Source organism: Actinacidiphila sp. DG2A-62 (assembly GCF_035825295.1).
GTDB lineage: Bacteria > Actinomycetota > Actinomycetes > Streptomycetales > Streptomycetaceae > Actinacidiphila.
The window spans coordinates 4,868,223-4,889,810 of record NZ_JAYMGI010000002.1; the positions used below are offsets into that span (position 1 = coordinate 4,868,223).

The window sequence follows — 21,588 nt, forward strand, 5'->3', positions numbered from 1 at the left end:
CCAGGTCCTCTTGAAGGGAACAATAGCCCACATGGACAGCCATGCCGAGACCGCGGACGATCGTATACGTGTCCCTGTGATCACATCGGGTGGCGACCGGGCGATTCTGTTGACGGCGGACGGCGTGGCGGTCGAAGCCGAACACCTGCCGGGGACCGCGGGAATCAGCCGTACGGGTGGGCCCGGTGAATCCGGTGGGTCCGCTGAATCCGGTGAAGCCGGTGGGCCCGGTGAATCCGGTGAATCCGGTGAAGCCGGTGGGCCCGGCGGGTCGGGCGCGGACGGGCTCGCGATCGTCATCGCGCACGGCTTCAGCGGCGCGCTGGCCCGGCCCGCGGTGCGCCGCGCGGCCCGCGACCTGAGCCGGTACGGCGGGGTGGTCACCTTCTCCTTCCGCGGCCACGGCCGCTCCGGCGGCCGCTCGACGGTCGGCGACCTGGAGGTCCTGGACCTGGACGCGGCGGTGCGCTGGGCGCGGTCGCTGGGGTACGCGCGGGTGGCCGCGCTCGGCTTCTCGATGGGCGGGTCGGTGGTGCTGCGGCACGCGGGCGCGGCCAACGCGGCGGCGCGCGCGCAGCACCCCGGCGCGGGCGGACTGCTGCCGGTGGACGCCGTGGTCGCGGTCAGCTCGCCCGCGCGCTGGTACTACCGCGGCACCGCGCCCATGCGCCGGCTGCACTGGGCGGTGACCCGGCCGTCCGGCCGGCTGGTGACCCGGCTCGGCCTGCGGACCCGCATCCACCCCCGCGACTGGGACCCGGTGCCGGCCTCGCCGGTCGAGTCGGTCCCGGCCGTGCCGCCCACCCCGCTGCTGATCGTGCACGGCGACCGGGACGCCTACTTCCCGCTGGACCACCCGCTGTCGCTGGCCGAGGCGGCCGGCCCGGGCGGCGCCGAGCTGTGGATCGAGCCCGGCTTCGGCCACGCGGAGAACGCCGCGGACGCCGCGCTGCTCGCCCGGATCGGGGACTGGCTGGCCGCCCGCGTTTGCCATGATGGACGCCGGCACGACGCATGAGCCCCGCCGGCCCGCCGCACGGGCCCGCCCCGCGCACCGGCGGACGGCGCCGCGCACGGCCCCACCCGCGGCACGACGCGGTACGCAGTAACAGGCACGACGTCAGCACGTACGACGCACGCAGCACGCCAGCACGACGCAGCACGAGGGACGGAGCCGCGATGGCCGCACCACGGACGGCCGTGGGCACGATCCGCTACTGGGCGGCGGCGAAGGCCGCGGCGGGCACGGCGGAGGAGCCGTACCGCGCCGCCACGCTCGCCGAGGCGCTCGACGCGGCGCGCGAACGCCACGCCGGGCGGCCGGAGTTCACCCGGGTGCTGCTGCGCTGCTCCTTCCTGGTCGACGGCGACCCCGTCGGCACCCGCGACCACACCGCCGTGCCGCTCCGCGAGGGCGGCACGGTCGAGGTCCTTCCCCTTCGCCGGAGGCGCCCGATGACCACTCCCGACGGCGCCGCGAACGGCCCGCACGACCCCGACGCCCCCCGCGAGTCCGGCTACGGCCCCGGCGCCAGCCGGCGCCCGGGACACGCCGGGGGACAGCCGTACGACCCGCAGCAGGGCTACCCCGCCGACGCCGGCCAGGCGTACGGCGCGGGCGCGGGCTCCAGCTACGGCGACGGCTACGGCGACGGCTCCGGCGACGGCTCCGGCTACGACGACGGCTACGGCGACGGCTCCGGCTACGGCGACGCGGGCGGCTACAGCCCGCACCAGGCGCAGCCGTACCCCGGCGTCGAGCACGGCGCCGCGCCCTCGTACGGGCAGCAGCAGGGCGCGGACCACCCGCAGGGCTGGGCCTACGTCCCCGAGCCGCTCAGCGGACAGCTCCCCCGCAGGCGGAGTCCGGCGCGGCCTACGGCGTCCCGGCCTCCGGCGACGCGTGGCAGCCCGGCGCGTACCACGACCGGCCCGGCGCCCCCGGCCACGACGGCCGGTACGGCGCGCAGCCCGGCGGGTACGGCCAGGAGCACGGCCGCCCCTACGGCGCCGCCGCGCCCGGCGCCCAGCCCCACGCGGCCCCCCAGCCCTACGCCCCCGGCAGCGCCGCCCCCCACGCCGGCAACCCGTACGGCTCCGGAGGCCCCGGACACGCGGGCGGCTCCCCGGCAGCGGGCGGCGGCTACGCCTCGGGCGCGCCCGCCGGCCCCGGGTACGCCGGCGGCCCCGGCGCGGCGGGCGACGCCTACGCCCCCGGCGGCGCGGACCGGGCCGGCGCCCAGCCGTACGGCGGCGCCGCGCAGTACGGCAGCGGCGGCTACGGGGGCGACGGTTACGCCGGCGGTCGCGGCGGCGACGGACACGGCGCCGGCTACGACCCGTACGACCCCGCGGGCCGCGCCGGCGGCGGCGCGCAGCCCTACCCGCACGCCTATGCCGAGCCGCAGGCGCCCCGCGGGGCCGAGCACACCGCGGTGCTGCCCGCCTACGCGGGGGACGCGGAGGAGCTGCCGCAGCAGCCCGGGCCGTGGGACGAGGCGTCCGCGCGGGCCGCGGCGCAGGGCACACCCGCGCCGCCGGCCAGGACCGGCTCGCCGATCATCCCGCCGGGCGTCCAGCCCGCCGCGCTGACCGCCGTCCTCGGCCTGCTGCTGGCCGGCGCCGCCGCGCTCGGCGACCCGGTCCTGGCGGTCGCCCTGCTCCCGCTGGAGGCACTGACCGCGGCCGGCTGGTTCCGGCTGAACGGCATGTGGCCGGCCCGCCAGGGCATCATGCTGGCCTTCCTCGGCGGCGTCACCGCCGACGTCGCGCTGCTCGCCGCCGACGGCGGCCATGCCACCGAGGTGCTGCTCGGCACCCTGGGCGTGTGGCTGCTGCTGGTCCTGGTGCTGCAACTGCGCCACCACGGCTCCGCCGACGAGCGGCTGTCCTCGCTCACCGCGACCTCGGTGTCCACGCTGCTGACCGTGGTCGCCGCGAGCCTGCTCGCGACCGCGGTGTCCGGGCCGGGCAGCGACCCGGTGGTGGTCGGCACGGTCGCGGCGGCCGCCGCGACGCTGGTGCGCGCGGTCCGGCTGCCCGGCGGCGAGCCGGTCTCGCTGGTGCTGTCGCTCGCGGTCGGCGCGGCCACCGCGTGGCTCACCGCGCCGGCCACCGGCTACGGCTCCGGGGACGCCGCCGTGCTCGCGCTCGCCTGCGCCGCCGCCGCGCTGATCGGCCTGCGGGTGGCCAGCTACGACTTCCCGTCGCGCTTCGTCCACTTCACCGCGGGCGTCGCCCTCCCGCTGACCGCCGCCGCGCCGGTCGTCTACGCGCTCGGCACCGCGCTGAGCTGAGCCCCGCCCGGGGCGCCGCCCGAGCCTGCGCGCCCCGCGTGACGCGTGGGACGGGAGGCGGCTCGCGGGAACCGCCCGCGTAACGGATCGGTACCCGCGGGAACCACCGGGCACGCGGGCCCGTCAGCCGTATGCGGACGAGTGAACGATCAACCGGCGCGTCGGCGGCCGGGCGGTGGACCAGGGACCATCGCCGCGGACCGGGACCGGCGCGGACGACATGCGGGGAGCGGTACGGATGCGGGTGGCGCGGATCGTGCTGATCGTGGTGGTGGTCCTCGGCGGGCTGTTCGTCGCCGCGGACCGCGTGGGGGTGCACCTGGCCGAGTCGAAGGCCGCCAAGCAGGCCCAGGTCACCGAGGACCTCGACGCGCGCCCGAAGGTGTCCATCGAGGGCTTCCCGTTCCTGACCCAGGTGGCCGGCGGCAAGCTCGACGACGTGAAGGTCTCCGCGCAGGACATCAACGCCGGCGGCGGCGCCGACTCGCTGCGCATCGACAGCTTCCACGCCGACCTGCACGGCGTGAAGCTCTCCAACGGCTTCAGCCGCGCGGTCGCCGACAGCGCCGACGGCCTGGCCTTCATCACCTTCGACGACCTGACGAAGGCCGCGCCGCAGGGCATCACCGTCTCGTACGGCGGCGCGACCCAGGACGGGAAGACCTTCGTCAAGCTGTCCGGCGCGGTCCCCGGCATCGGCGGCAGCATCAGCGTGCTCAGCCAGATCACCGTGCGCGGCGCCGACTCGATCGGGCTGCACGCGAACCCGCTGCCGAAGGCGTTCACCGCGCTGGGCCTGGAGGACGACATCCGGCAGCGCATCGACTTCACCCGGCAGCTCACCCACCTGCCCGCGGGCATCGCGCTGACCTCGGTCACCTCGACCCCGGAGGGCATATCCGTGGCGGCGGGCGGGAAGCATGTGGTTCTCGCCAACTGAGACGGCGGTGTCCGTAACCGCGGACCCGGTCCGCCGCGGCACACCGCCGGCCGGCCGTCCGCGCGGCCGGGCGGATCGGCTCGAACGCGCGGACGAGGCGTTTTGCGGGGATCGTCGCCCCACGGCGGTCCACGGCCGGGCGCGCCGTGCCGCCGCCGGTGCGCCGCACCTGAGCCCTGTGACCGGGATACGGACAATCTTGTCTCACTATGCGACACGGCGGTGACACCGGTCGGGTCGCTTCCCTACGATCGGTACCCATGAGGCGACAGGCGGATCTCACGAAGCGGCGGGCAGTCGACCTGTGCCGCGTCGCCGCCATGCTCTGTCGCATGCCCTAGGGGCGACAGCCCTCCCGCGCCGACGCGGGGCCCCGGCCCCGGCGCGGCCCTGTCCGCCCCGCTCTCCCCGTGCCCCGGCACCACCCGCGCGCCGACGCGCACCGCGCCCGCAGCGCGGCCCGCGAGCCCCGCGCGCCCGCCCCGCACCACCGCACCGCACATCCGTACTGCCCCGGAGGAGAACAGCATGAGCCGCAGTGACGTCCTGGTGGACGCCGACTGGGTCGAGGCCCACATCGACGACCCCAAGGTGGTCATCGTCGAGGTGGACGAGGATACGTCCGCCTACGACAAGAACCACATCAAGAACGCGGTCAGGATCGACTGGAAGAAGGACCTGCAGGACCCGGTCCGCCGCGACTTCGTCGACAAGGCCGGCTTCGAGGCGCTGCTGTCCGCCAAGGGCATCGCCAACGACGACACGGTCGTGCTCTACGGCGGCAACAACAACTGGTTCGCGTCCTACGCCTACTGGTACTTCAAGCTCTACGGCCACGAGGACGTCAAGCTCCTCGACGGCGGCCGCAAGAAGTGGGAGCTGGACTCGCGCGACCTGGTCGCCGCGGTGCCCGAGCGCCCCGCCACCACGTACACCGCCAAGGAGCAGAACGCCGAGATCCGCGCGTTCCGCGACGACGTGGTCGCCGCGATCGGCTCGCTGAACCTGGTCGACGTGCGCTCGCCCGACGAGTTCTCCGGCAAGCTGCTCGCCCCGGCGCACCTGCCGCAGGAGCAGTCGCAGCGCCCCGGCCACGTGCCGACCGCGCGCAACATCCCGTGGTCGAAGTCGGCCAACGACGACGGCACCTTCAAGTCCGACGAGGAGCTCAAGGAGCTCTACGAGGGCGAGGGCGTGGACCTGTCCAAGGACACCATCGCCTACTGCAGGATCGGGGAGCGCTCCGCGCACACCTGGTTCGTGCTGCACGAGCTGCTCGGGCAGCCGAACGTGAAGAACTACGACGGATCGTGGACCGAGTACGGCTCGCTGGTCGGCGTGCCGATCGAGCTCGGCGCCAACTGACGGCCACCAGACACACACTGCTGACGCGGAGGACGGAACCCATATGTGTGGAGCGAAGGCCGGCGGCCCCGACCTGGCCGGAGTCGACGTGGCGGGCGAGACGATCATCCAGGGGTCGGTGACCCGTGACGGCGAGCCGGTCAGCGGCTACGTGCGGCTGCTGGACGGCGGCGGCGAGTTCACCGCCGAGGTGCCGACCTCGGCGACCGGGCAGTTCCGCTTCTTCGCGGCGCCCGGCACCTGGACGCTGCGGGCGCTCGTCCCGGGCGCCACGGTGGACCGCACCGTCGTGGCCCAGCAGGGCGCGGCGGCCGAGGTCGCCATCGCGGTCTGAGCACCCGGACCGCGGGCGCGCCGGTCGCGCGCCGGCCGCCGTACGACCCGAGGGCCGCACCCCGCGCAAGGGGGTGCGGCCCTCGTACGTCGCAGCCCGCCCGCAGTCGCCCACCGTCCGCCCGCCGTCCGCCCGCCGTCCGCCCGCCGTGCGCCTGCCGTCTGTCCGCCTGCCGTCCGTCCGCCCGCCGCGGCGACCGGTTTCCGCGGGCCCGGCGTGTTCCGGTACGCGGCGGCGCGACGTACCGTGGAAGTGTGTACGCGCGCCGCAGGCACTGGTACTTCGCCATGATGGGCACCTGCGTGGTGCTCTTCGTCCTGGCGTGGGCGGTCGTGCGCATCTGGTCCGTCCCCGCGGCCATCGCGATGTGCGTGGTGGCGATGGTCATCCCGCCGGCCGCGGCGATCGTGGCGAACCGGCGCGGCCCCGACGACCACTGGTGGGACGAGGAGACCGGGGACCCCGAGTCCGACCGATGGTGGGCCGAGCTGGACGGCAAGACCCCCACGGACGGCACCCGCGATCCGCGCGACCAGCACGGCCACCACCGGCAGCCGCCGCCCGGCCCCTGAGCGCGGGCTCTGAGCGCGGGCTCTGAGCGCGGCCCCAGCGAGGGTCGGCGCGGGCCGAGGCGCGGCCCGCGGACCGAGTCCGCGGCCTCGCGACCTCAGTAGACGAGCGCCCGCACGCCCTCCGGCATGATCTCGCTCACGAAGACCTGGGCGCCCGCGATCCGCACGCCCTCCAGCACGTCCTGCTCGCCGATGCCGCGGCGGGCCGCGCACTGCGTGCACAAGGTCACCTGCCCGGCCCCGAGCACCGATTCCAGCAGGTCCGGCAGCGGCGCGGCGTGCGGCAGCTCGAACTCCGCGGCCCGCCCCGGCAGCGCGAACCACGCCGACTCGCCGGTCAGCCACAGCGAGACCTGCACCCCGCTGGCCACGGCCACCGCCGCCACCGTGAACGCTTGCGAGCAGCGCTCGGGCGCGTCCGCCCCCGCCGTCACCTTGATCACCAGCTTGTTCGCCATGCCCACAGCCTAGGACCGGGGACGGCGGACCCGGCCGGGGCCCGGGGCCGCCGGGCCCGCGGCCGGGCCGCGCACTAGACTCGGGTGCGGCCGAGGCAGCCGGCCGCCCGGCCACCACCGATCGTCCGAGGAGCACCGCTTCCGTGGAAATCCAGTACTACTTCGACGCCCTGCTCGTCCTCGTCTGCGTGGGCGTGGCCGCGTTCGCGTTCTACGCGGTGAAGAAGCTCTACCAGGGCCAGCGCTGACATGATCGAGATCCCCTCCGAGCTGCAGCCCGGCCTGGTCCCGCTGGCGTTCCTGCTGGGCCGCTGGACGGGCGCGGGCGTGCACGACTTCCCCGGCGCCGAGAAGTGCAACTTCGGGCAGGAGGTCGAGTTCACGCACGACGGCCGGCCGTTCCTGGAGTACGCCTCGCACACCTGGGTGCTGGACGCGGAGGGCAGGAAGGTCAGGCCGCTGGAGAGCGAGCACGGCTACTGGCGGATCGACGCCGACCGCAAGGTCGACGTGACCGTCACCCGCGACGAGGGCGTGGTGGAGATCTGGACCGGCGAGCTGGCCGACGGCAAGCCGCAGATCGACCTGGTCACCGACGCCGTCGCCCGGCTCGCCGCCGCCCCCGAGTACAGCGGCGGCAAGCGGCTGTACGGCTACGTGGGCGGCGACCTGATGTGGGTCGGCGAGAAGTCCACGCCCTCGGTGCCGATGCGCGCCTACATGTCCGCGCACCTGAAGAAGGTGGTGGACCCGCGCGAGTGGGCCGCCGACGTCAAGGACCTGCCGGACGACGGGATCGCCTTCTTCAGGTAGCGCCGCCGGGTCCGCGCCGGGGCCGTCCTACACTGGCGGTGTGGCGGGCACCGACTGGAAGAGCGATCTGAGGCAGCGCGGCTACCGGCTGACGCCCCAGCGCGAGCTTGTCCTGGAGGCGGTCGACCACCTCGAGCACGCGACGCCCGACGGCATCCTGTGCGAGGTGCGCAAGACCGCGTCCGGCATCAACATCTCCACCGTCTACCGCACGCTGGAGCTGCTGGAGGAGCTGGGCCTGGTCAGCCACGCCCACCTCGGGCACGGTGCCCCGACGTACCACCTGGCCGACCGGCACCACCACATGCACCTGGTGTGCCGGGACTGCGACGTGGTGACCGAGGCCGACATCGAGCTGGCCGCGCCGCTGCGCGACAGCCTCCAGGCCGCCTTCGGCTTCGAGACCGACATGAAGCACTTCGCGATCTTCGGCCGCTGCCGGGACTGCGCGCTCAAGGCGGCCGGCGCCCAGGGCTGACCGCCGAGGTGCCCGCGCGGCCCGGGCACGAGGGCTGGCCGCCCGCCGCCGGCCCGCCCGGTCGTACGCTGGACGGCATGACGAAGAGCCCTTTGCTGTCGCTGCCCGGCGCCGTCCCCGCAGAAGGCCCTGACGAGGGGGTCGCCGCCCACTACGGCGACCTGTTCCGCGAGCAGCGCTCGCTCGCGGACGGCACCGGATTCGTGGACCTGTCCCACCGCGGCGTCGTGACGGTCAGCGGCCCCGACCGCCTGCCCTGGCTGCACCTGCTGCTCACGCAAGCCGTCGAGCAACTGCCGCCGCACCAGGCCACCGAGGCGCTGATCCTGTCCGCGCACGGACACATCGAGCACGCCCTCTACCTCGTCGACGACGGTGAGACGACGTGGATGCACGTCGAGCCGGGGACCCAGGGCGCGCTGCTCGCCTACCTGGAGAGCATGAGGTTCTTCTACCGCGTGGAGACCGCCGACGTCACCGACCGGTACGCGGTGGTGCACCTGCCCGCCGGCTCGATCACCCGGCTCGACCCGGCCTGGACGGTACGGGAGACGGCGTACGGCCGCGACGTGTTCGTGCCGCGCGACCGGCTGGAGTCCTGGGCGGCCGGGGCGGGCCCGGCGATCGGCGTGCTCGCGTACGAAGCACTGCGGATCGAGGCGCACCGGCCGCGGCTCGGCCTGGAGACCGACCACCGGACCATCCCGCACGAGGTCGGCTGGCTGGACACCGCGGTGCACCTGAGCAAGGGCTGCTACCGCGGCCAGGAGACCGTGGCCCGGGTGCACAACCTCGGCCGGCCGCCGCGCCGCCTGGTCTTCCTGCACCTGGACGGCAGCGAGGTGCGGCTGCCCGGGCACGGCGCTGCGGTGCGGGTGGCCGAGGAGGGCGAGGAGGGCCGCGCGGTCGGCTTCATCACCTCCTCGGCGCGGCACTGGGAGCTGGGGCCGATCGCGCTGGCGCTGGTGAAGCGGAACACGCCGGAGCGGGCGACGCTGCTCGCGGAGGAGACGGCGGCGGCGCAGGAGACGGTGGTCGCGCCGTAGCCCGAGGCCGGGCCGGTGGGCCCGGGGTCCTGGCGGCCGGGCCGGGGGAGTCGGGCGGGCCGGGAGTCCCGGCGGCCGGGCCGGCCCGGCGGTCCGGCTACAGCTCCAGGACGACGGTGAAGGGGCCGTCGTTGGTGAGCGTGACCTTCATGTCCGCGCCGAACACGCCGGTCTCGACGGTCGCGCCGAGCGCCCGCAGCTGGGAGACGACCTCCTGGGCCAGCGGCTCGGCGAGGTGGCCGGGCGCGGCGGCGTTCCAGGTGGGGCGGCGACCCTTGCGGGCGTCACCGTAAAGCGTGAACTGGCTGACCACCAGCAGCGGTCCGTCGACGTCGGAGCACGACTGCTCGTCGGGCAGGATGCGCAGCGTCCACAGCTTGCGGGCCAGCGCCGCCGCCTTCTCCTTGGTGTCGTCGTGCGTGACGCCGACCAGGACGCACAACCCCGGTCCCGTCACCGCGCCGACCGTCTCGCCGTCGACGACGACCTTCGCCTCGCTCACCCGTTGGGCCACCGCTCGCATGCGGCCATTGTGGCGCGTCCCGGGCGGCGTCACTCACACGGGTGAGCGGAGGCGCGCGTTCGCCGCCGTACGCCCGGTCGGCGGCCTCGCACACCAGTTGCGACGGCCGTTCGGGTGCAGAGTCGCTGTGCCGTGTCAGCGGCAAGTGGCAGCATCGAAGCGCGGCTCGGGCGCCGCGGCGGAGGGGACGGCAGGCATGATCACCACAGGCGCGGGAGAGAATTCGGGCGCGGACGCGAGTCCGCGGCCGGCGGCGACCGCTTCCGCGACCGGTTCCGTGACCGGTTCCGTGACCGGCGCGGCGGCCGAGCGGGCGACCGGCGCGGCGGCCGAGTCGGCGGCCGCGTCCGGTCCCGCGTCCGCGACCGAACCCACGGCCGCGCCCGTGTCCGCGACCGCATTCACGGCGGCACCCACCAGGAAGGCCCCGCACATGCTGAAGGCCGACGCTCTGGGCCCGCTGCGCCCGCCCGCGCCGCGCAGCCCGCTCGCCGACACCTCCGAGCCCGACTTCGGCGGCCTCGACCTGGCGGCGCTGCGCACCCTGCGGCGCGAGGCGCAGCAGGAGGAGGCGGACCTGTCGTACCTGCGGCGCATGCTGCACGGCAGGATCGACATCCTGCGCGCGGAGGTGGAGCGGCGCGGCTCCGGCGAGCCGGGGCCGCAGGGGCCGGCGCGGCGGCCGCGCCGGCGGTCGCGGTGGCCGCGGTGGACGGGCCGGTGGTCGACCGGCTCTCCGAGATCCTGCGCGACGGGCCCTCCCGGGTGCGGTCCTCCGCGCGCCACGTCACGCTCGGCACGCCGCTGACCGAGCGGGTGCGGGCGCTGGCCGAGGAGATGCTGTCCGAGGTCGAGCTGTCCGACCTGGGCGCGCGCACGGACGCGGAGCTGCGCGAGGCGATGGGGCGGCTGGCGCGGCACGAGCAGCAGGTCTCGCGGCGCCGCCTCGCGCTCCAGCGCACGGTCGACTGCTGTTCCGCGGAGATCACCCGGCGCTATCGCGACGGCGAGGCCCACGTCGACGACCTCCTCGCGGAGGGTTGAGCCCATCCAGCGCATCACGGCGCGCCCCCGTCGTGCCTCCCGCCCCGACACCCGGGCATGCGTCCCGCGCGCGCTCGGGTGCCGCGACCTGCGGGTCGCCACCGCCCCGAAGGGGGTTGTCGCTGCCGTGCCCGGCCCACCGGCCGGCGGCCCGCTGAGCGCGCAGTTCCCCGCGCCCCCCTACGACGTGACGTCGACCGTCGGCGCGGAGCCGTGGCAGCCGGGCGTGCGTCCCGCCGACGACGAGCCTGTACGCCGGGGGCGCCGGGAGCTGCTACCCCCAAGCCCACCACCGGCTGGGGGTACCTCCCAGGCGAAGCTCTGGGGGAGGTCCGTGAGCGACGGCAACAGCCCCTTCGGGCCGGTGGCGCCTGCCGCGCCGCGGGGGCTGGTCGCGCCGTTCCCCGCGCCCCTGAAGCGTGACGTCGACCGTCGGCTTGAAGCCGTGGCAGCCGGGCGTGCGTCCCGCCGGCGCTGGGCGTGATGTTCAGGGGCGCGGGGAACGGCTCCCCCAGACTCCGTCCGGGAGGTACCCCCACAGCCCACCACCGGGCAGGGGGTCCGTGGGCGACAGCGACAACCCCTTCGGGGCGGGAGCGGCGGCCGCGGGCGTCCGGCGCTGAGGGGGCGTAAATGGGGTGCGGGGCAGGCGGAGCCGTTCTAGCGTCCGGGGGATGGGAGAAGAGGGCGTTGACGCCGCGCGCGGTCGTGGCCGGGACGGCGGGGCCGGGAGCGGCGCGGCCGGGGGCCCGGGGGCGCGGGCCCACGAGGCGACGGGGCGGACGCTCGGCGCCAGCGTGGGCGCGGACCTGGACGTGCGGACGCTCAGCGCGAGCGACGACGTGGGGGACTGGCTCCGCGCCCTGCACACCGGCTTCCACCTGGGCCCGACGCTGACCGCCGAGGAGATCGAGGTCCGCGCCCAGGTCGTGGACCGGACCCGTACGCAGGGCGCGTTCGACCGCGGCCGCTGTGTCGCCACCTTCCGCAGCATGCCGCGCCGCCTCACCGTCCCCGGCGGCGCCGCCCTGAACGCCTCGGCGATCACCAACGTCTCGGTGAGCGCCACGCACCGCCGCCGCGGCCTGGCCGGCACGATGATGGCCGCCGAACTGTCCGCCGCCAGGGACCGCGGTGAGCCCGTCGCGATCCTGGTCGCCGCCGAGTACCCGATCTACGGCCGCTTCGGCTTCGGCCCGGCCACCTGGGTGGCGAACTGGGAGGTCGACGTGCCGCGCGCCGCGGTCGACCGCCGGTACGCCGGCCCCTCCGACGGCGGCCGGGTCGACTTCGCGCCGCTGGCCGAGGTGCGCGAGACCGGCCCCGGGCTGCACGAGCGGGTGCGCGCCCGCACCCCGGGCGCGATCGACCGCGACCGGGTCTGGTGGCAGATCCAGACCGGCGAGCGCGTCGTCGCCTCCCGGCCGTGGACCGAGCCCTTCCACGTGGTGTACCGCGACGCCTCGGGCCGCGTCGACGGCCTGGTCGCGTACACCACGCAGGAGGAGCACTGGCCGAACAAGCTGCCCAAGGTCGAGGTGTCCGTGCGGCAGCTGATCGCCGCGACCCCCGCCGCCGAGCGCGCGCTGTGGCGGTTCCTGCTGTCGCTGGACTGGGTGACGCTGATCAGGACCGGGTACCGGGCCCCGGACGACGTGCTGCCGCTGTTGCTCGGCGACCCGCGCGCGGCCCGCACCGAGGCGCTCGCGGACTTCATGTGGCTGCGGCTGCTGGACGTGCCGGCCGCGCTGTCGGCCCGCACGTACGCCGGCGGCCCGGCCGCGCTGAGGCTGGAGGTGCTGGACCCCCAGGGCCACGCCGCCGGCCGCTTCCTGCTGGAGACCGACGCCTCGGGCGTCGCGTCCTGCGCGCCGACCACCGCCCCCGCCGACCTGACGGTGACCGCCGCGGACCTGGCCTGCCTGTATCTGGGCGACGAGTCCGCGGTCCGGCTCGCCGCGCTCGACCGCCTGACCGAGCACCGCCCCGGCGCGGCCGACACGGCCACCGCCCTCTTCCGTACCCCCCGTCGCCCCTGGTGCCCTGACATCTTCTGACGGCGGCCCGGCCGCCGGGCCGGCCCCGAGCCCCCCCGGGCCGGCGCGGCCACCGCGCCCGACCGGATCACTGCGCCAGCAGCAGCGCCAGCGCGGTGAGTCCGATCGCGGTGCAGGTCGCGTTGCGCGCCTTGTGCCCCACCGTGACGAGCCCGATCGCGATCACCCCGACCGCCCCGAACCGCCACTGCACGATCTCCTCGAACGCGTATGCACACAAGCTGAGTACGAGCATGACCGGCCCTCCTTCACGGCCTCGTACCGGCCGTGCCCCGGTGCGGCGGGGCACGGCCCTGCGGAAGGCGGTGGCTGCGTGCGTCCCCGTACGCCCTCGAACGGGAAGTCGGCACCCCCGACGCCGAGTTGGATCAGTCAACTCCGTCCGACCGGCTCAACTTTGCCCGAGGTTGAAGGAGTTGAATGACTCTTCTCATTCAAGGGTGTGCCCGGTTGCATGAGATCGGTAAACAAGCCTCTTCCAAGCAGTGCGGTTGTGGGGGAAGTTGGTAGAGTCGGCGTGTGGACGAGGACGACTCTCCTGATACGGGCACCGATCTCCCGCCGTACCTGCACATCGCCGACGTGCTGCGGCAGGAGATTCACGAGGGACTCTTCCGGGTGGGCGAGCGCATCCCGGCGCAGGCGGTGCTGGAGGAGCGCTTCCACGTCTCCCGGCCCACAGTGCAGCGCGCGCTGAAGGAGCTGTACCGGGACGGCTACATCGACAACCAGCGCGGCCGTCCGTCCGAGGTGCTCGACTGGCGGCACGCCCCCTCGCGCGGCGGCGCGCCGCGCACCGGCGGCGGCCGGCCCTCGGACGGGCCGGAACCGGCGTTCGCCGCGCTCGGCCCGCACGTCGCGGAGGCGTTCCAGGAGCGTCGCGTCACCATCGACTCGTTCTCGCTCACCGCCGAGACCCTCAACGCGGTGCTCGCCGAGCCGATCACCCGGGTGATGAGCGGGGAGCTGAACCCCGAGTCGATCCGGGTCCGCATCCTGCTGCCCAGCCTGGACGCCTCGCTCGCCATCCCCAAGGTGCGGGACGACCCGGACGCGGACTGGCCGCTGGTCCGGCTGCGGCAGCTGGTCGGCGCCCACGTGGTGGTGATGAACGGCTTCTTCGCCCAGATCGCCGGCGTGCGCGGCGGTGACGTCTCGCTGACGCTTGAGTTCAGGACCGTCCCGCTCACCCCGATGCACAAGCTCTACCTGCTCAACGGCAGGACCGCGCTCTTCGGCTACTACCGGGTGGTGCCGCGGCCGGTCGTCTACGGCGAGCACCAGGGCGACATCTGGGACGTGCTCGGGCTCGGCGCGACGCTCTTCGCGCACCGGGCGAGCCCGCAGCACCCGGACAGCACCGCGTCGCGTTACGTCGGCGAAGCACAGGCGTGGTTCGATTCGCTGTGGGCGACGATCAGCACGCCGCTGGACCTCGCCGAATGAGCACGGCGCAGCCGCGCCCCCACCGACCTCGGACCCCTGGACGCTATTCCATGACTTCCGGCCGGCCCCACGACGGCAGGACCGCTTCCCCGGCCGCTCTCACCACGCTGCTGGCAGGCGCGGAGCACGTGCTGTTCGACTTCGACGGCCCGCTGGCGCACCTGTTCGCCGGGCACCCGGCGCCGCAGGTGGCGGCGGTGCTGCGCGAGCGCGTGGCGTCCTGGGAGACGCCCGGCCGTCCGCCCGGCGACCCGGCCGGCGACCCGGCCGGCATCCGCCTCACCTCGCCCACCGACCCGTTCCAGGTGCTGGCCGACGTGGCGCGGGCCTACCGGGGCCGGCCCGCGTACGACTACCGCGTCGCCGAGCTGGACAAGCTGCTCGGCGAGCACGAGGCGATCGCGGCCGGGAGCGCACAGCCCACGGCCCACGCGCGCGACCTGGTCAGGGCGCTGGTGAACCAGGGCCGGGTGCTCTCGGTGACCACCAACAACACCGCGGCGGCCGTCTCCGGCTACCTGGAGGCCCAGGGCCTGGCCGACTGCTTCGGCGCCAGGGTGCACGGCCGGCGGCACGCCCGGCCCGAGCTGATGAAGCCGCACCCCTCCTGCCTGCGCGAGGCCATGCGGCGCACCGGCGCCACGGCGGACTCGTGCCTGATGGTCGGCGACTCCGTGAGCGACTTCGAGGCCGCGCGCGCGGTGGGCGTGCCCTTCCTCGGCTTCGCGCGCACCGCCCGCAAGCGCGGGCTGCTGGCCGACGCGGGCGCCGCGCACGTCGTGGCCGGCCTGGCGCCGGTGCTGGACGCGGTGAAGGCGTAGCGCCCGCAGGCGAGGGCGTAGCGCCCGCAGGCGAGGGCGTAGCGCCCGCCGGGTCACTGCAGGCCGAGCGCCATCCACTTCTGCGGCTCGGCGAGCGGCTCGAAGCCGAGGCGGGCGTAGACGCCGTGTGCGTCGTTCGTGGCCAGCAGCACCCGCCGCAGGCCGTACGGCGCCAGGTGGTCGCGGGCGGCGGCGACCAGCGCGGTGCCCAGGCCCCGGCCGCGCGCGGCGGGGTCCACGTAGACGTCGCACAGCCAGGCGAACGTCGCCCGGTCGGTGACCACGCGGGCGTAGGCGTGCTGCTCGCCGGTCTCCTCGTGGTAGGCGCCGAAGTTCAGGGAGCCGGCTATCGCGGCCTCCTGCTTGGCGAGCGGGCGGCCGAGCGCCCAGTACGCGTCGGTGGACAGCCAGCGGTGGATCCGGGGGACGTCGAGGCGGGCCGGATCGGCGGAGATCTCGTACATGCGCCGTAGCGTAGGACTGCTAAAAGGTGGACCGCACGACAATTAACTGGACCTTCGCCGTCTTCGGGGCGAGACTCGCGGGGACGGGCCAGCCCGCGCAGCCTGCGTCGTCCGGGAGCCGCCCGCGCCGCCCGCGCGTCCGGAGCCGCCCGCGGCGGGCCGCCGGCCGCGCGGCGGGGCGCCCGTGCCCGCGCGTCTCGGCAGCCGGAACGGGAGCGGCCGCATCCAGGGCGCCGGGGGATACTCGAAGCGGGCGGCGCGGCCCGCACCCGGCAGAACCAGCAGAACGGAGAGCCACCCCATGAGGATCGGAATCGTCGGAGCGACCGGGCAGGTCGGCGGGGTCATGCGCAAGGTGCTGGCCGAGCGGAAGTTCCCGGTGGACGAGCTGCGGCTGTTCGCCTCGGCCCGGTCGGCCGGGCGCACGCTGCCGTGGGGGACGGCGAGATCACCGTCGAGGACGCCGCCACCGCCGACTACACCGGCCTGGACATCGCGCTGTTCTCGGCCGGCGGCGCGACCTCCCGCGAGCTGGCCCCCAAGGTCGCCGCCCAGGGCGTCGTGGTGATCGACAACTCCTCCGCGTGGCGCCGGGACCCCGAGGTGCCGCTGGTGGTCTCCGAGGTCAACCCGCACGCGCTGGCCGACCGTCCCAAGGGCATCATCGCCAATCCGAACTGCACCACGATGGCCGCGATGCCGGTGCTGCGCGCGCTGCACGCCGAGGCCGGGCTGACCTCGCTGGTCGCCACCACCTACCAGGCCGTCTCCGGCTCCGGGCTCAGCGGCGTCGCCGAGCTGCACGGCCAGGCCGCGCGGGTCACCGAGCACGCCGACCGCCTCACCTTCGACGGCGCGGCCGTGGACTTCCCCGAGCCGTCCGTCTACAAGCGCCCCATCGCCTTCAACGTGCTGCCGCTGGCCGGCAACCTCGTGGACGACGGCAGCTTCGAGACCGACGAGGAGCAGAAGCTGCGGCACGAGTCCCGCAAGATCCTGGAGATCCCGGAGCTGAAGGTGTCCGGCACCTGCGTACGGGTGCCGGTCTTCACCGGCCACTCGCTCCAGCTCAACGCGCGCTTCGCGCGGCCGCTCGGCGTCGAGCGCGCCTACGAGCTGCTGGCGCAGGCGCCGGGCGTGGAGATCTCGGAGATCCCGACGCCGCTGCAGGCCGCCGGCAAGGACGTCTCCTACGTGGGCCGCATCCGCGTCGACGAGACGGTCGAGAACGGCCTCGCGCTCTTCGTCTCCGGCGACAACCTCCGCAAGGGCGCCGCGCTCAACGCGGTGCAGCTCGCCGAGCTGGTCGCCGAGGAGCTGTCCGCCGCCGTCGCGTCGTGACCGCCGCCGTCGCGTCGTGACCGCCGCCGTCGCGTCGTGACCGCGCGCCGGACGCCGCGGCACGGCACGGATCGACCCGAACGGCAGCGGCACGGCTCCCGCACGGCGGAGGCGGGGCCGCGGGTCCGGTCGGCGAGCAGACCGCCGCTCTAGTCGGTGAGCAGGCGGAAGGCGGCCAGCACGCTCTCCGCCTGCAGATCCACCTGCTCCGGCACCGGAATCCAGGCCAGATCGTGGCCGGCGGTCAACTCGGCCGCCCAGGCGGCCAGTTGCGCCTCGCAGGCGATGCGGGCCGCCGGGGCGCCGGGCAGCGCGGGCGGCAGCCCGTCCAGGAGCCGCAGCAGCGTGCCCGCGGCCCGCAGCGAGATGCGGCGGGCCGCGATGTCCAGCGCGGCCAGGTGCGCGCGGGTCAGCGGCACCGGCGAGGGGTGCAGCGCCTCCCAATCCGCCGCCACCTGCGGGCAGATCGCGGCCAGGCCCTCCGCCAGGCGCAGCAGCGGCGGGAGTTCGGAGTCCGAGGGCCTGCCCGGCAGCGTGTCGCGCACCTGCGCGAGCAACAGCCGCGCCCGGTCGGACTGGTGGCGCAGCAGCGCGCCCAACTGCGCGAGCGCGCGCGCCGGATCGGGGTGCGGCTCGGTGTCCGCGACCTTGCGGCTGGCCCACATCGGGACCTCGAACAGCGCGGTCATCCCGCCGTAGCGGTGCGGGCGCACCCAGGTGGAGCGGTTGACGTCCTCCGGCAGGCTGGCGAACTGCGTGGGCTCGCCCGGCTCCGGCATCACATAGACCCCGGGCCCGGAGACCGTCCAGTACATCGCGTCGTAGGTGCCGGTCTGCACCGGCACGTCGCGCTCGGCGGACAGCTTGCCCAGCGGCTCGGCGAGCCCCGGCACGTCCCGGGTCAGCTGGATCCACGAACCGCCCAGGTCGTTGCCGTGCAACGAGCACTGCAGGAACGGCTCCAGCTCGTCGATGACGTCCACCAGCGCCTGGGACTCCGGCAGTTGGTCGTCGGCCGCCCTGATCGACGGCGCCCACTCGGGCTGTTCCTCGGCCGGCGGCCGGTAGGAGTGCCGGAAGTGCTCGGCCGGGGTGCGCCGCACCGCGGGGCCCTGCTCGCTGCGCGCGGTGCCGTCGGGGTCCAGGCAGAGCAGGAAGTGCCAGCGGGCGTCGGCGCGCGCGTGCAGCCACGGGTCGGCGGCCACCCGCTCGGCCAGCCGCAGCGCGGTCGCCGCGCCGATCCGCTCGTCGGAGTGCGGGCCGGCCACCACCAGGACGCTGCGCCGGCCGCGGCCGACCGTCAGCAGGTGCAGCGGGCGGCCCTCCCGGGACCGGCCGATCTGCCGCAGCGCGCACAGCCCCGGGCGGAACCGGGCGAACGCGGAGGCCGCCGCGGCGACCTCCGCGACGCTCGGATAGGCGTCGGCCATCGCCGACGTCACGTGCCGTTGGAGTTGCTGGCGCCGGTGGTCTCCTTCTTGTCCAGTGGGCGGATGACGATCGTGGTTGCCACGAGATCTCCTCTCTGTCCAAGTCGGTTTCCGCGCAGGGTAGTCGGCGTGTCACGACCCGTCGTCCCGCGCCTTGTCAGGCTGCGGCGGCCCGGCGACAGTGTCAAGGGGTGCACGGCTGCCACCGGGAGGCTCCGGGGCGGCCGCCCGGCGGGCGCGTTCCGCGGGAGGCGTGCGGGACTCGCGAGGCTGCGGAGCTGGCGGGAGGTCCGGGTGGGGGATGCCGGTACGGAAGGGGTCGGCGGCGCGGTGAGCCGGGAGCCCCACGACGTGGGGGAGCTGGCGCGGCCGCGGATCAAGCCCGAGCACCGCGCGTACCGCACGGTCGACGGCAATGTGCGGATCGGCAGCGTCGTGCACGGCATCGGCGCGGAGATCGAGGACCCGGACGGCTGGGTCTGGACGCTCACCCAGGCGATGGACGGCACCAGGGCCGCCGCGCAGATCACCGCGGCCGTGGTCGGCCGGCACCCGTGCCTCGCCCCGGAGACCGTGCGGGCGGCGATGGCGGACCTGCGCTCCGCCGGCTACGTGGACGACGCCGCCGCGCCGCTGCCGCCCGGCCTCGGCGAACGCGACCGGGTCCGGCACGCCCGCGGGGTGGCGCTGCTGCGCTGGATGGACCTCAGCCCGCGGGCCAGCCCGTGGAGCGCGCAGTTACGGCTGCGGCGGGCCCGCGCGCTGGTGCTCGGCGTCGGCGGCACGGGCGGCGCGGCGGCCCAGATCCTGGTCGCCTCCGGGGTCGGCCACGTCCACGCGGTCGACCCCGACGTGGTCGAACTGTCCAACCTCAACCGGCAGTTGCTCTACCGCGAGGCCGACGTCGGGCGGCCCAAGGCGGAGGCGGCGCAGGCGGCGTTACAGGCGCTGAACTCCGACGTCACGGTCACCGCGCAGCGCGGCGAGGTCCGCGGCCCCGGCGCCCTCGCGGACCTGCTGGCCGCGCCGCCGGGGCCGTACGACGTGCTGGTGCTCGGCGCGGACCGGCCGCCGGAGATCCGCCGGTGGGCGAACCGCGTCTGCCTGTCGCTCGGCACGCCGTGGGTCGAGGGCGGCTACCGCGGACCGCTGGTCAGCGCGGGCGTGCACGTGCCGGGGGCCGGGCCGTGCTGGGAGTGCCAGCGGGCCGGCGAGGTCGAGCGCCGCGACCTGCGGCTCGCGCCCGGCCAGAGCGAGGACGCGGCGTCCCCGCGGATGCCGTGGAATCCGGCCAGCGCGGTGACCGCGGCGCTGTCCGGGGCGCTCGTCGCGCACGCCGCGCTGGCGCTGCTCAGCGGCGTCCCGCCGATGGAGCCGGGGTTCCGCTACGGCCTGAACCTGATGTCCTTGGACGACCCCGTCCTCGAACGCCACCCCCGCCGCCCCACCTGTCCGGCCTGCGGCACCGCCGGGCGCTGAGCCGATGTCGGCCGACGGCGCACGGGCACACTTGACACCCGGGGGCCGCCCGCAGAGTCTGGGCCCCAGCACGAAACGCCACCCCGCGTGCACTGAGCGCCACGGCGCGGGCGCGCGCCGCCGCACCACCCGTACCGCCGGGGTCCGCGCACCACCGCGGTCCCGTGTGCCACCGCACCCCACGCACCGTTGCGATCGCCGCACCGCCGTACCACCGCGCGCCCGCGGGGCGTCGCGCCGCAGCCGCCGAGGAGCCGAGGAGGAGCCGTGATGCGCGGCCCAGACGCGTACCCGACCGTGTCAGGCGTCGCGGCGGCGGCCCGGGTGCTCACCCAACGCCACCCGGACCTGTGCCGGATGCGGCTCGCCGGGGAGTCGCGGTCCGGGCGCCCGCTGTGGCTGCTGTCGGTCGGGCACGGCCGGCGGCACATCCTGGTGGTGGCCGGCCCGCACCCCGACGAGCAGGCGGGCGGCGCGACCGCGCTGTGGCTGGCCGAGCAGGCGGTGCACGACCGGCAGCGGCTCAAGGACGAGGACCTGACCTGGGACCTGCTGCTGTGCCTGGACCCGGACGGCACGGTGCTCAACGAGACCGGTCCGGCCGGCGAGCGCCCGCCCGCGGTGCACTACCGGCACACCTTCCGGCCGGCCGCCGACGAACAGCCCGAGTGGGCGGGCTCGTTCCGCGCCCCCGGTGACGAACTCCCGGAGACCTACGCCCTGCTGGCCGTCGTGGACGAGCTGCGGCCGGTGCTGCAGTGCTCGCTGCACGGGACGGACGTCGGCGGCAGTTGGGTGCAGCTGACCGCCGATCTGCCGGGGCTGGCCGAGCCGTTCGGGAAGGCCGCGGCCGAACTCGACATCCCGGTGCAGACCGGCACCTACGACGCGCTGTTCTGGAACGGCTCAGGGCCTGGGGTGTTCGTGCTGCCCACCGGCGGCGCGCAGGAGCGGTTCGCCAGCGAGCCGGAGAACGCGGACGGCTCGACCTGGTCGCGCCCGCACCGCTACGGCGGGCTGACCGCGGTGATCGAGGTGCCGATGTGGGCGAGCCGGCGGGTGGCCGACCCGGCGCCGCACCCCGATCCCGAGCACGCGCTCACCGTGCTCGCGGCGCGGCTGCGCAAGGACGGCGCGGCGACGGCCGGCGCGGTGGAGCGGGCGCTGCCGTTCCTGGAGCGGGCCGGGACGCCCGCGGGGCACCCGCTGCTGCGCGGGGTCGAGCAGGCGGTCAGCGCGTTCCCGGCGCTCGCGGAGGACTATGAGGCGCTCGGCGCGCAGGCGGCGGCCGGGCGCGCGCCCTGCGAGCTGACCATGGCGCACCTGGCCGCGCTGGACATCGCGGCGCGGCGGATCCCGCTGCGCGCGGGCGGGATGCTGCTGCGGCTGCTGGACGAGAGCCGCTGCGAGGACGCGGAGGGGGTGGACGGGGAGGGGGCGCGGCTGCGCTCCCGGCTGGAGCGGCGGCTCGACGCGGGCGCGCGCGATCTGATCGGCGCCGCCGACGCGAGGTGGGTCCCCGTCCCCGACCAGGTCGAACTCCAGGCCCGCATCTGCCTGGCCGCCGCATACGCTCGCCGCTGACCGCGCCCGCCGCCCCCGGCCCACTCGACGCCGGACGTCACGCCGACGCCCCGGGGGGCGGCTGGACGCTCGGCGCTGAGTTCGGCGCTGGGACGCA

Annotated in this window: 20 protein-coding genes and 3 pseudogenes; 18 read left to right on the forward strand and 5 right to left on the reverse strand. The window is 75.6% G+C overall.

Features of this window, described 5'->3' with window-relative positions; genetic code table 11:
* Window positions 1-31 precede the first annotated feature (31 nt).
* The 8 genes and pseudogenes from VSR01_RS21765 (at window position 32) to VSR01_RS21795 (ending at window position 6,507) form a co-directional block, all read left to right on the forward strand.
* Window positions 32-1,018 carry an alpha/beta hydrolase gene (locus VSR01_RS21765; RefSeq protein WP_442785513.1) on the forward strand — a complete coding sequence of 329 codons (987 nt, stop codon included), beginning with the start codon at window positions 32-34 and terminating at the stop codon, window positions 1,016-1,018.
* A gap of 161 nt (window positions 1,019-1,179) precedes the next feature.
* Window positions 1,180-1,459: pseudogene (locus VSR01_RS21770) on the forward strand (MoaD/ThiS family protein).
* Between the two features lie 976 nt (window positions 1,460-2,435).
* Window positions 2,436-3,296 carry a hypothetical protein gene (locus VSR01_RS21775; protein WP_326450852.1) on the forward strand — a complete coding sequence of 287 codons (861 nt, stop codon included), beginning with the start codon at window positions 2,436-2,438 and terminating at the stop codon, window positions 3,294-3,296.
* 175 nt (window positions 3,297-3,471) lie between these two features.
* A complete protein-coding gene (locus VSR01_RS21780) occupies window positions 3,472-4,236 on the forward strand; it encodes an LmeA family phospholipid-binding protein (protein WP_326450853.1) in 765 nt (254 codons plus the stop codon).
* Between the two features lie 260 nt (window positions 4,237-4,496).
* Window positions 4,497-4,577, forward strand: coding sequence for a putative leader peptide (locus VSR01_RS37875; RefSeq protein WP_442785697.1), 81 nt, complete (start codon window positions 4,497-4,499; stop codon window positions 4,575-4,577).
* Window positions 4,578-4,764: 187 nt separating this feature from the next.
* Window positions 4,765-5,601 (forward strand): sulfurtransferase, encoded by an 837-nt coding sequence (locus tag VSR01_RS21785; protein ID WP_326450854.1) that lies wholly within the window; start codon window positions 4,765-4,767, stop codon window positions 5,599-5,601.
* Window positions 5,602-5,644: 43 nt separating this feature from the next.
* Complete coding sequence (locus VSR01_RS21790) at window positions 5,645-5,935, forward strand: DUF1416 domain-containing protein (RefSeq protein WP_326450855.1); 291 nt, start codon at window positions 5,645-5,647, stop codon at window positions 5,933-5,935.
* 254 nt (window positions 5,936-6,189) lie between these two features.
* On the forward strand, window positions 6,190-6,507 hold the full coding sequence (locus tag VSR01_RS21795) for a DUF3099 domain-containing protein (RefSeq protein ID WP_326450856.1): 318 nt from the start codon (window positions 6,190-6,192) through the stop codon (window positions 6,505-6,507).
* A gap of 95 nt (window positions 6,508-6,602) precedes the next feature.
* On the opposite strand, the gene VSR01_RS21800 is transcribed toward VSR01_RS21795, so the two are convergent.
* The gene (locus VSR01_RS21800) at window positions 6,603-6,965 is read right to left on the reverse strand and encodes a DsrE family protein (RefSeq protein ID WP_326450857.1); all 363 of its coding nucleotides are present in this window, start codon (window positions 6,963-6,965) and stop codon (window positions 6,603-6,605) included.
* 249 nt (window positions 6,966-7,214) lie between these two features.
* Here VSR01_RS21800 and VSR01_RS21805 point away from each other — a divergent pair, with 249 nt between their 5' ends.
* The 3 genes from VSR01_RS21805 (at window position 7,215) to ygfZ (ending at window position 9,302) form a co-directional block, all read left to right on the forward strand.
* On the forward strand, window positions 7,215-7,778 hold the full coding sequence (locus VSR01_RS21805; RefSeq protein ID WP_326450858.1) for an FABP family protein: 564 nt from the start codon (window positions 7,215-7,217) through the stop codon (window positions 7,776-7,778).
* Window positions 7,779-7,818: 40 nt separating this feature from the next.
* Window positions 7,819-8,256, forward strand: coding sequence for a Fur family transcriptional regulator (locus VSR01_RS21810; RefSeq protein ID WP_326450859.1), 438 nt, complete (start codon window positions 7,819-7,821; stop codon window positions 8,254-8,256).
* A 77-nt stretch (window positions 8,257-8,333) separates the two neighbouring features.
* On the forward strand, window positions 8,334-9,302 hold the full coding sequence (ygfZ, locus tag VSR01_RS21815) for a CAF17-like 4Fe-4S cluster assembly/insertion protein YgfZ (protein ID WP_326450860.1): 969 nt from the start codon (window positions 8,334-8,336) through the stop codon (window positions 9,300-9,302).
* 97 nt (window positions 9,303-9,399) lie between these two features.
* On the opposite strand, the gene dtd is transcribed toward ygfZ, so the two are convergent.
* Window positions 9,400-9,825, reverse strand: a complete 426-nt coding sequence (dtd, locus tag VSR01_RS21820) for a D-aminoacyl-tRNA deacylase (RefSeq protein ID WP_326450861.1) — start codon at window positions 9,823-9,825, stop codon at window positions 9,400-9,402.
* A 433-nt stretch (window positions 9,826-10,258) separates the two neighbouring features.
* Here dtd and VSR01_RS21825 point away from each other — a divergent pair.
* Window positions 10,259-10,869, forward strand: a pseudogene (locus VSR01_RS21825) (RsiG family protein).
* 797 nt (window positions 10,870-11,666) lie between these two features.
* Window positions 11,667-12,926, forward strand: coding sequence for a GNAT family N-acetyltransferase (locus VSR01_RS21830; RefSeq protein WP_326450862.1), 1,260 nt, complete (start codon window positions 11,667-11,669; stop codon window positions 12,924-12,926).
* A gap of 67 nt (window positions 12,927-12,993) precedes the next feature.
* Here VSR01_RS21830 and VSR01_RS21835 read toward each other — a convergent pair whose 3' ends face one another.
* The gene (locus VSR01_RS21835) at window positions 12,994-13,161 is read right to left on the reverse strand and encodes a hypothetical protein (protein ID WP_326450863.1); all 168 of its coding nucleotides are present in this window, start codon (window positions 13,159-13,161) and stop codon (window positions 12,994-12,996) included.
* Window positions 13,162-13,445: 284 nt separating this feature from the next.
* Between VSR01_RS21835 and VSR01_RS21840 the strand changes: the two genes are divergently transcribed.
* A complete protein-coding gene (locus VSR01_RS21840) occupies window positions 13,446-14,372 on the forward strand; it encodes a winged helix-turn-helix domain-containing protein (protein ID WP_326450864.1) in 927 nt (308 codons plus the stop codon).
* A gap of 50 nt (window positions 14,373-14,422) precedes the next feature.
* Entirely contained in the window at window positions 14,423-15,193 is a 771-nt protein-coding gene (locus VSR01_RS21845; RefSeq protein ID WP_326450865.1) for an HAD family hydrolase, read from the forward strand.
* A gap of 53 nt (window positions 15,194-15,246) precedes the next feature.
* Here the strand turns inward: VSR01_RS21845 and VSR01_RS21850 are convergent, their stop codons facing one another.
* Window positions 15,247-15,657 (reverse strand): GNAT family N-acetyltransferase, encoded by a 411-nt coding sequence (locus VSR01_RS21850; protein ID WP_326450866.1) that lies wholly within the window; start codon window positions 15,655-15,657, stop codon window positions 15,247-15,249.
* Between the two features lie 301 nt (window positions 15,658-15,958).
* On the opposite strand from VSR01_RS21850, the pseudogene VSR01_RS21855 reads away from it, so the two are divergent.
* A pseudogene (locus VSR01_RS21855) lies at window positions 15,959-16,998 on the forward strand (aspartate-semialdehyde dehydrogenase).
* 149 nt (window positions 16,999-17,147) lie between these two features.
* On the opposite strand, the gene VSR01_RS21860 reads toward VSR01_RS21855, so the two are convergent.
* Entirely contained in the window at window positions 17,148-18,440 is a 1,293-nt protein-coding gene (locus VSR01_RS21860) for a M14 family zinc carboxypeptidase (protein ID WP_326450867.1), read from the reverse strand.
* A 363-nt stretch (window positions 18,441-18,803) separates the two neighbouring features.
* Here VSR01_RS21860 and VSR01_RS21865 point away from each other — a divergent pair, with 363 nt between their 5' ends.
* Window positions 18,804-19,907 carry a ThiF family adenylyltransferase gene (locus VSR01_RS21865; RefSeq protein WP_326453753.1) on the forward strand — a complete coding sequence of 368 codons (1,104 nt, stop codon included), beginning with the start codon at window positions 18,804-18,806 and terminating at the stop codon, window positions 19,905-19,907.
* Window positions 19,908-20,177: 270 nt separating this feature from the next.
* Window positions 20,178-21,491 carry a M14 family zinc carboxypeptidase gene (locus VSR01_RS21870; protein WP_326450868.1) on the forward strand — a complete coding sequence of 438 codons (1,314 nt, stop codon included), beginning with the start codon at window positions 20,178-20,180 and terminating at the stop codon, window positions 21,489-21,491.
* The last annotated feature ends 97 nt before the right edge of the window (window positions 21,492-21,588 follow it).

Bases quoted from the DNA above. Each gene is read 5' to 3' on its own strand.
- VSR01_RS21765 (WP_442785513.1), top strand. From the start codon at position 32: ATGGACAGCCATGCCGAGACCGCGGACGATCGTATACGTGTCCCTGTG.
- VSR01_RS37875 (WP_442785697.1), top strand. From the start codon at position 4,497: ATGAGGCGACAGGCGGATCTCACGAAGCGGCGGGCAGTCGACCTGTGC.
- VSR01_RS21785 (WP_326450854.1), top strand. From the start codon at position 4,765: ATGAGCCGCAGTGACGTCCTGGTGGACGCCGACTGGGTCGAGGCCCAC.
- VSR01_RS21790 (WP_326450855.1), top strand. From the start codon at position 5,645: ATGTGTGGAGCGAAGGCCGGCGGCCCCGACCTGGCCGGAGTCGACGTG.
- VSR01_RS21800 (WP_326450857.1), bottom strand. From the start codon at position 6,965: ATGGCGAACAAGCTGGTGATCAAGGTGACGGCGGGGGCGGACGCGCCC.
- VSR01_RS21805 (WP_326450858.1), top strand. From the start codon at position 7,215: ATGATCGAGATCCCCTCCGAGCTGCAGCCCGGCCTGGTCCCGCTGGCG.
- ygfZ (WP_326450860.1), top strand. From the start codon at position 8,334: ATGACGAAGAGCCCTTTGCTGTCGCTGCCCGGCGCCGTCCCCGCAGAA.
- dtd (WP_326450861.1), bottom strand. From the start codon at position 9,825: ATGCGAGCGGTGGCCCAACGGGTGAGCGAGGCGAAGGTCGTCGTCGAC.
- VSR01_RS21835 (WP_326450863.1), bottom strand. From the start codon at position 13,161: ATGCTCGTACTCAGCTTGTGTGCATACGCGTTCGAGGAGATCGTGCAG.
- VSR01_RS21845 (WP_326450865.1), top strand. From the start codon at position 14,423: ATGACTTCCGGCCGGCCCCACGACGGCAGGACCGCTTCCCCGGCCGCT.
- VSR01_RS21850 (WP_326450866.1), bottom strand. From the start codon at position 15,657: ATGTACGAGATCTCCGCCGATCCGGCCCGCCTCGACGTCCCCCGGATC.
- VSR01_RS21870 (WP_326450868.1), top strand. From the start codon at position 20,178: ATGCGCGGCCCAGACGCGTACCCGACCGTGTCAGGCGTCGCGGCGGCG.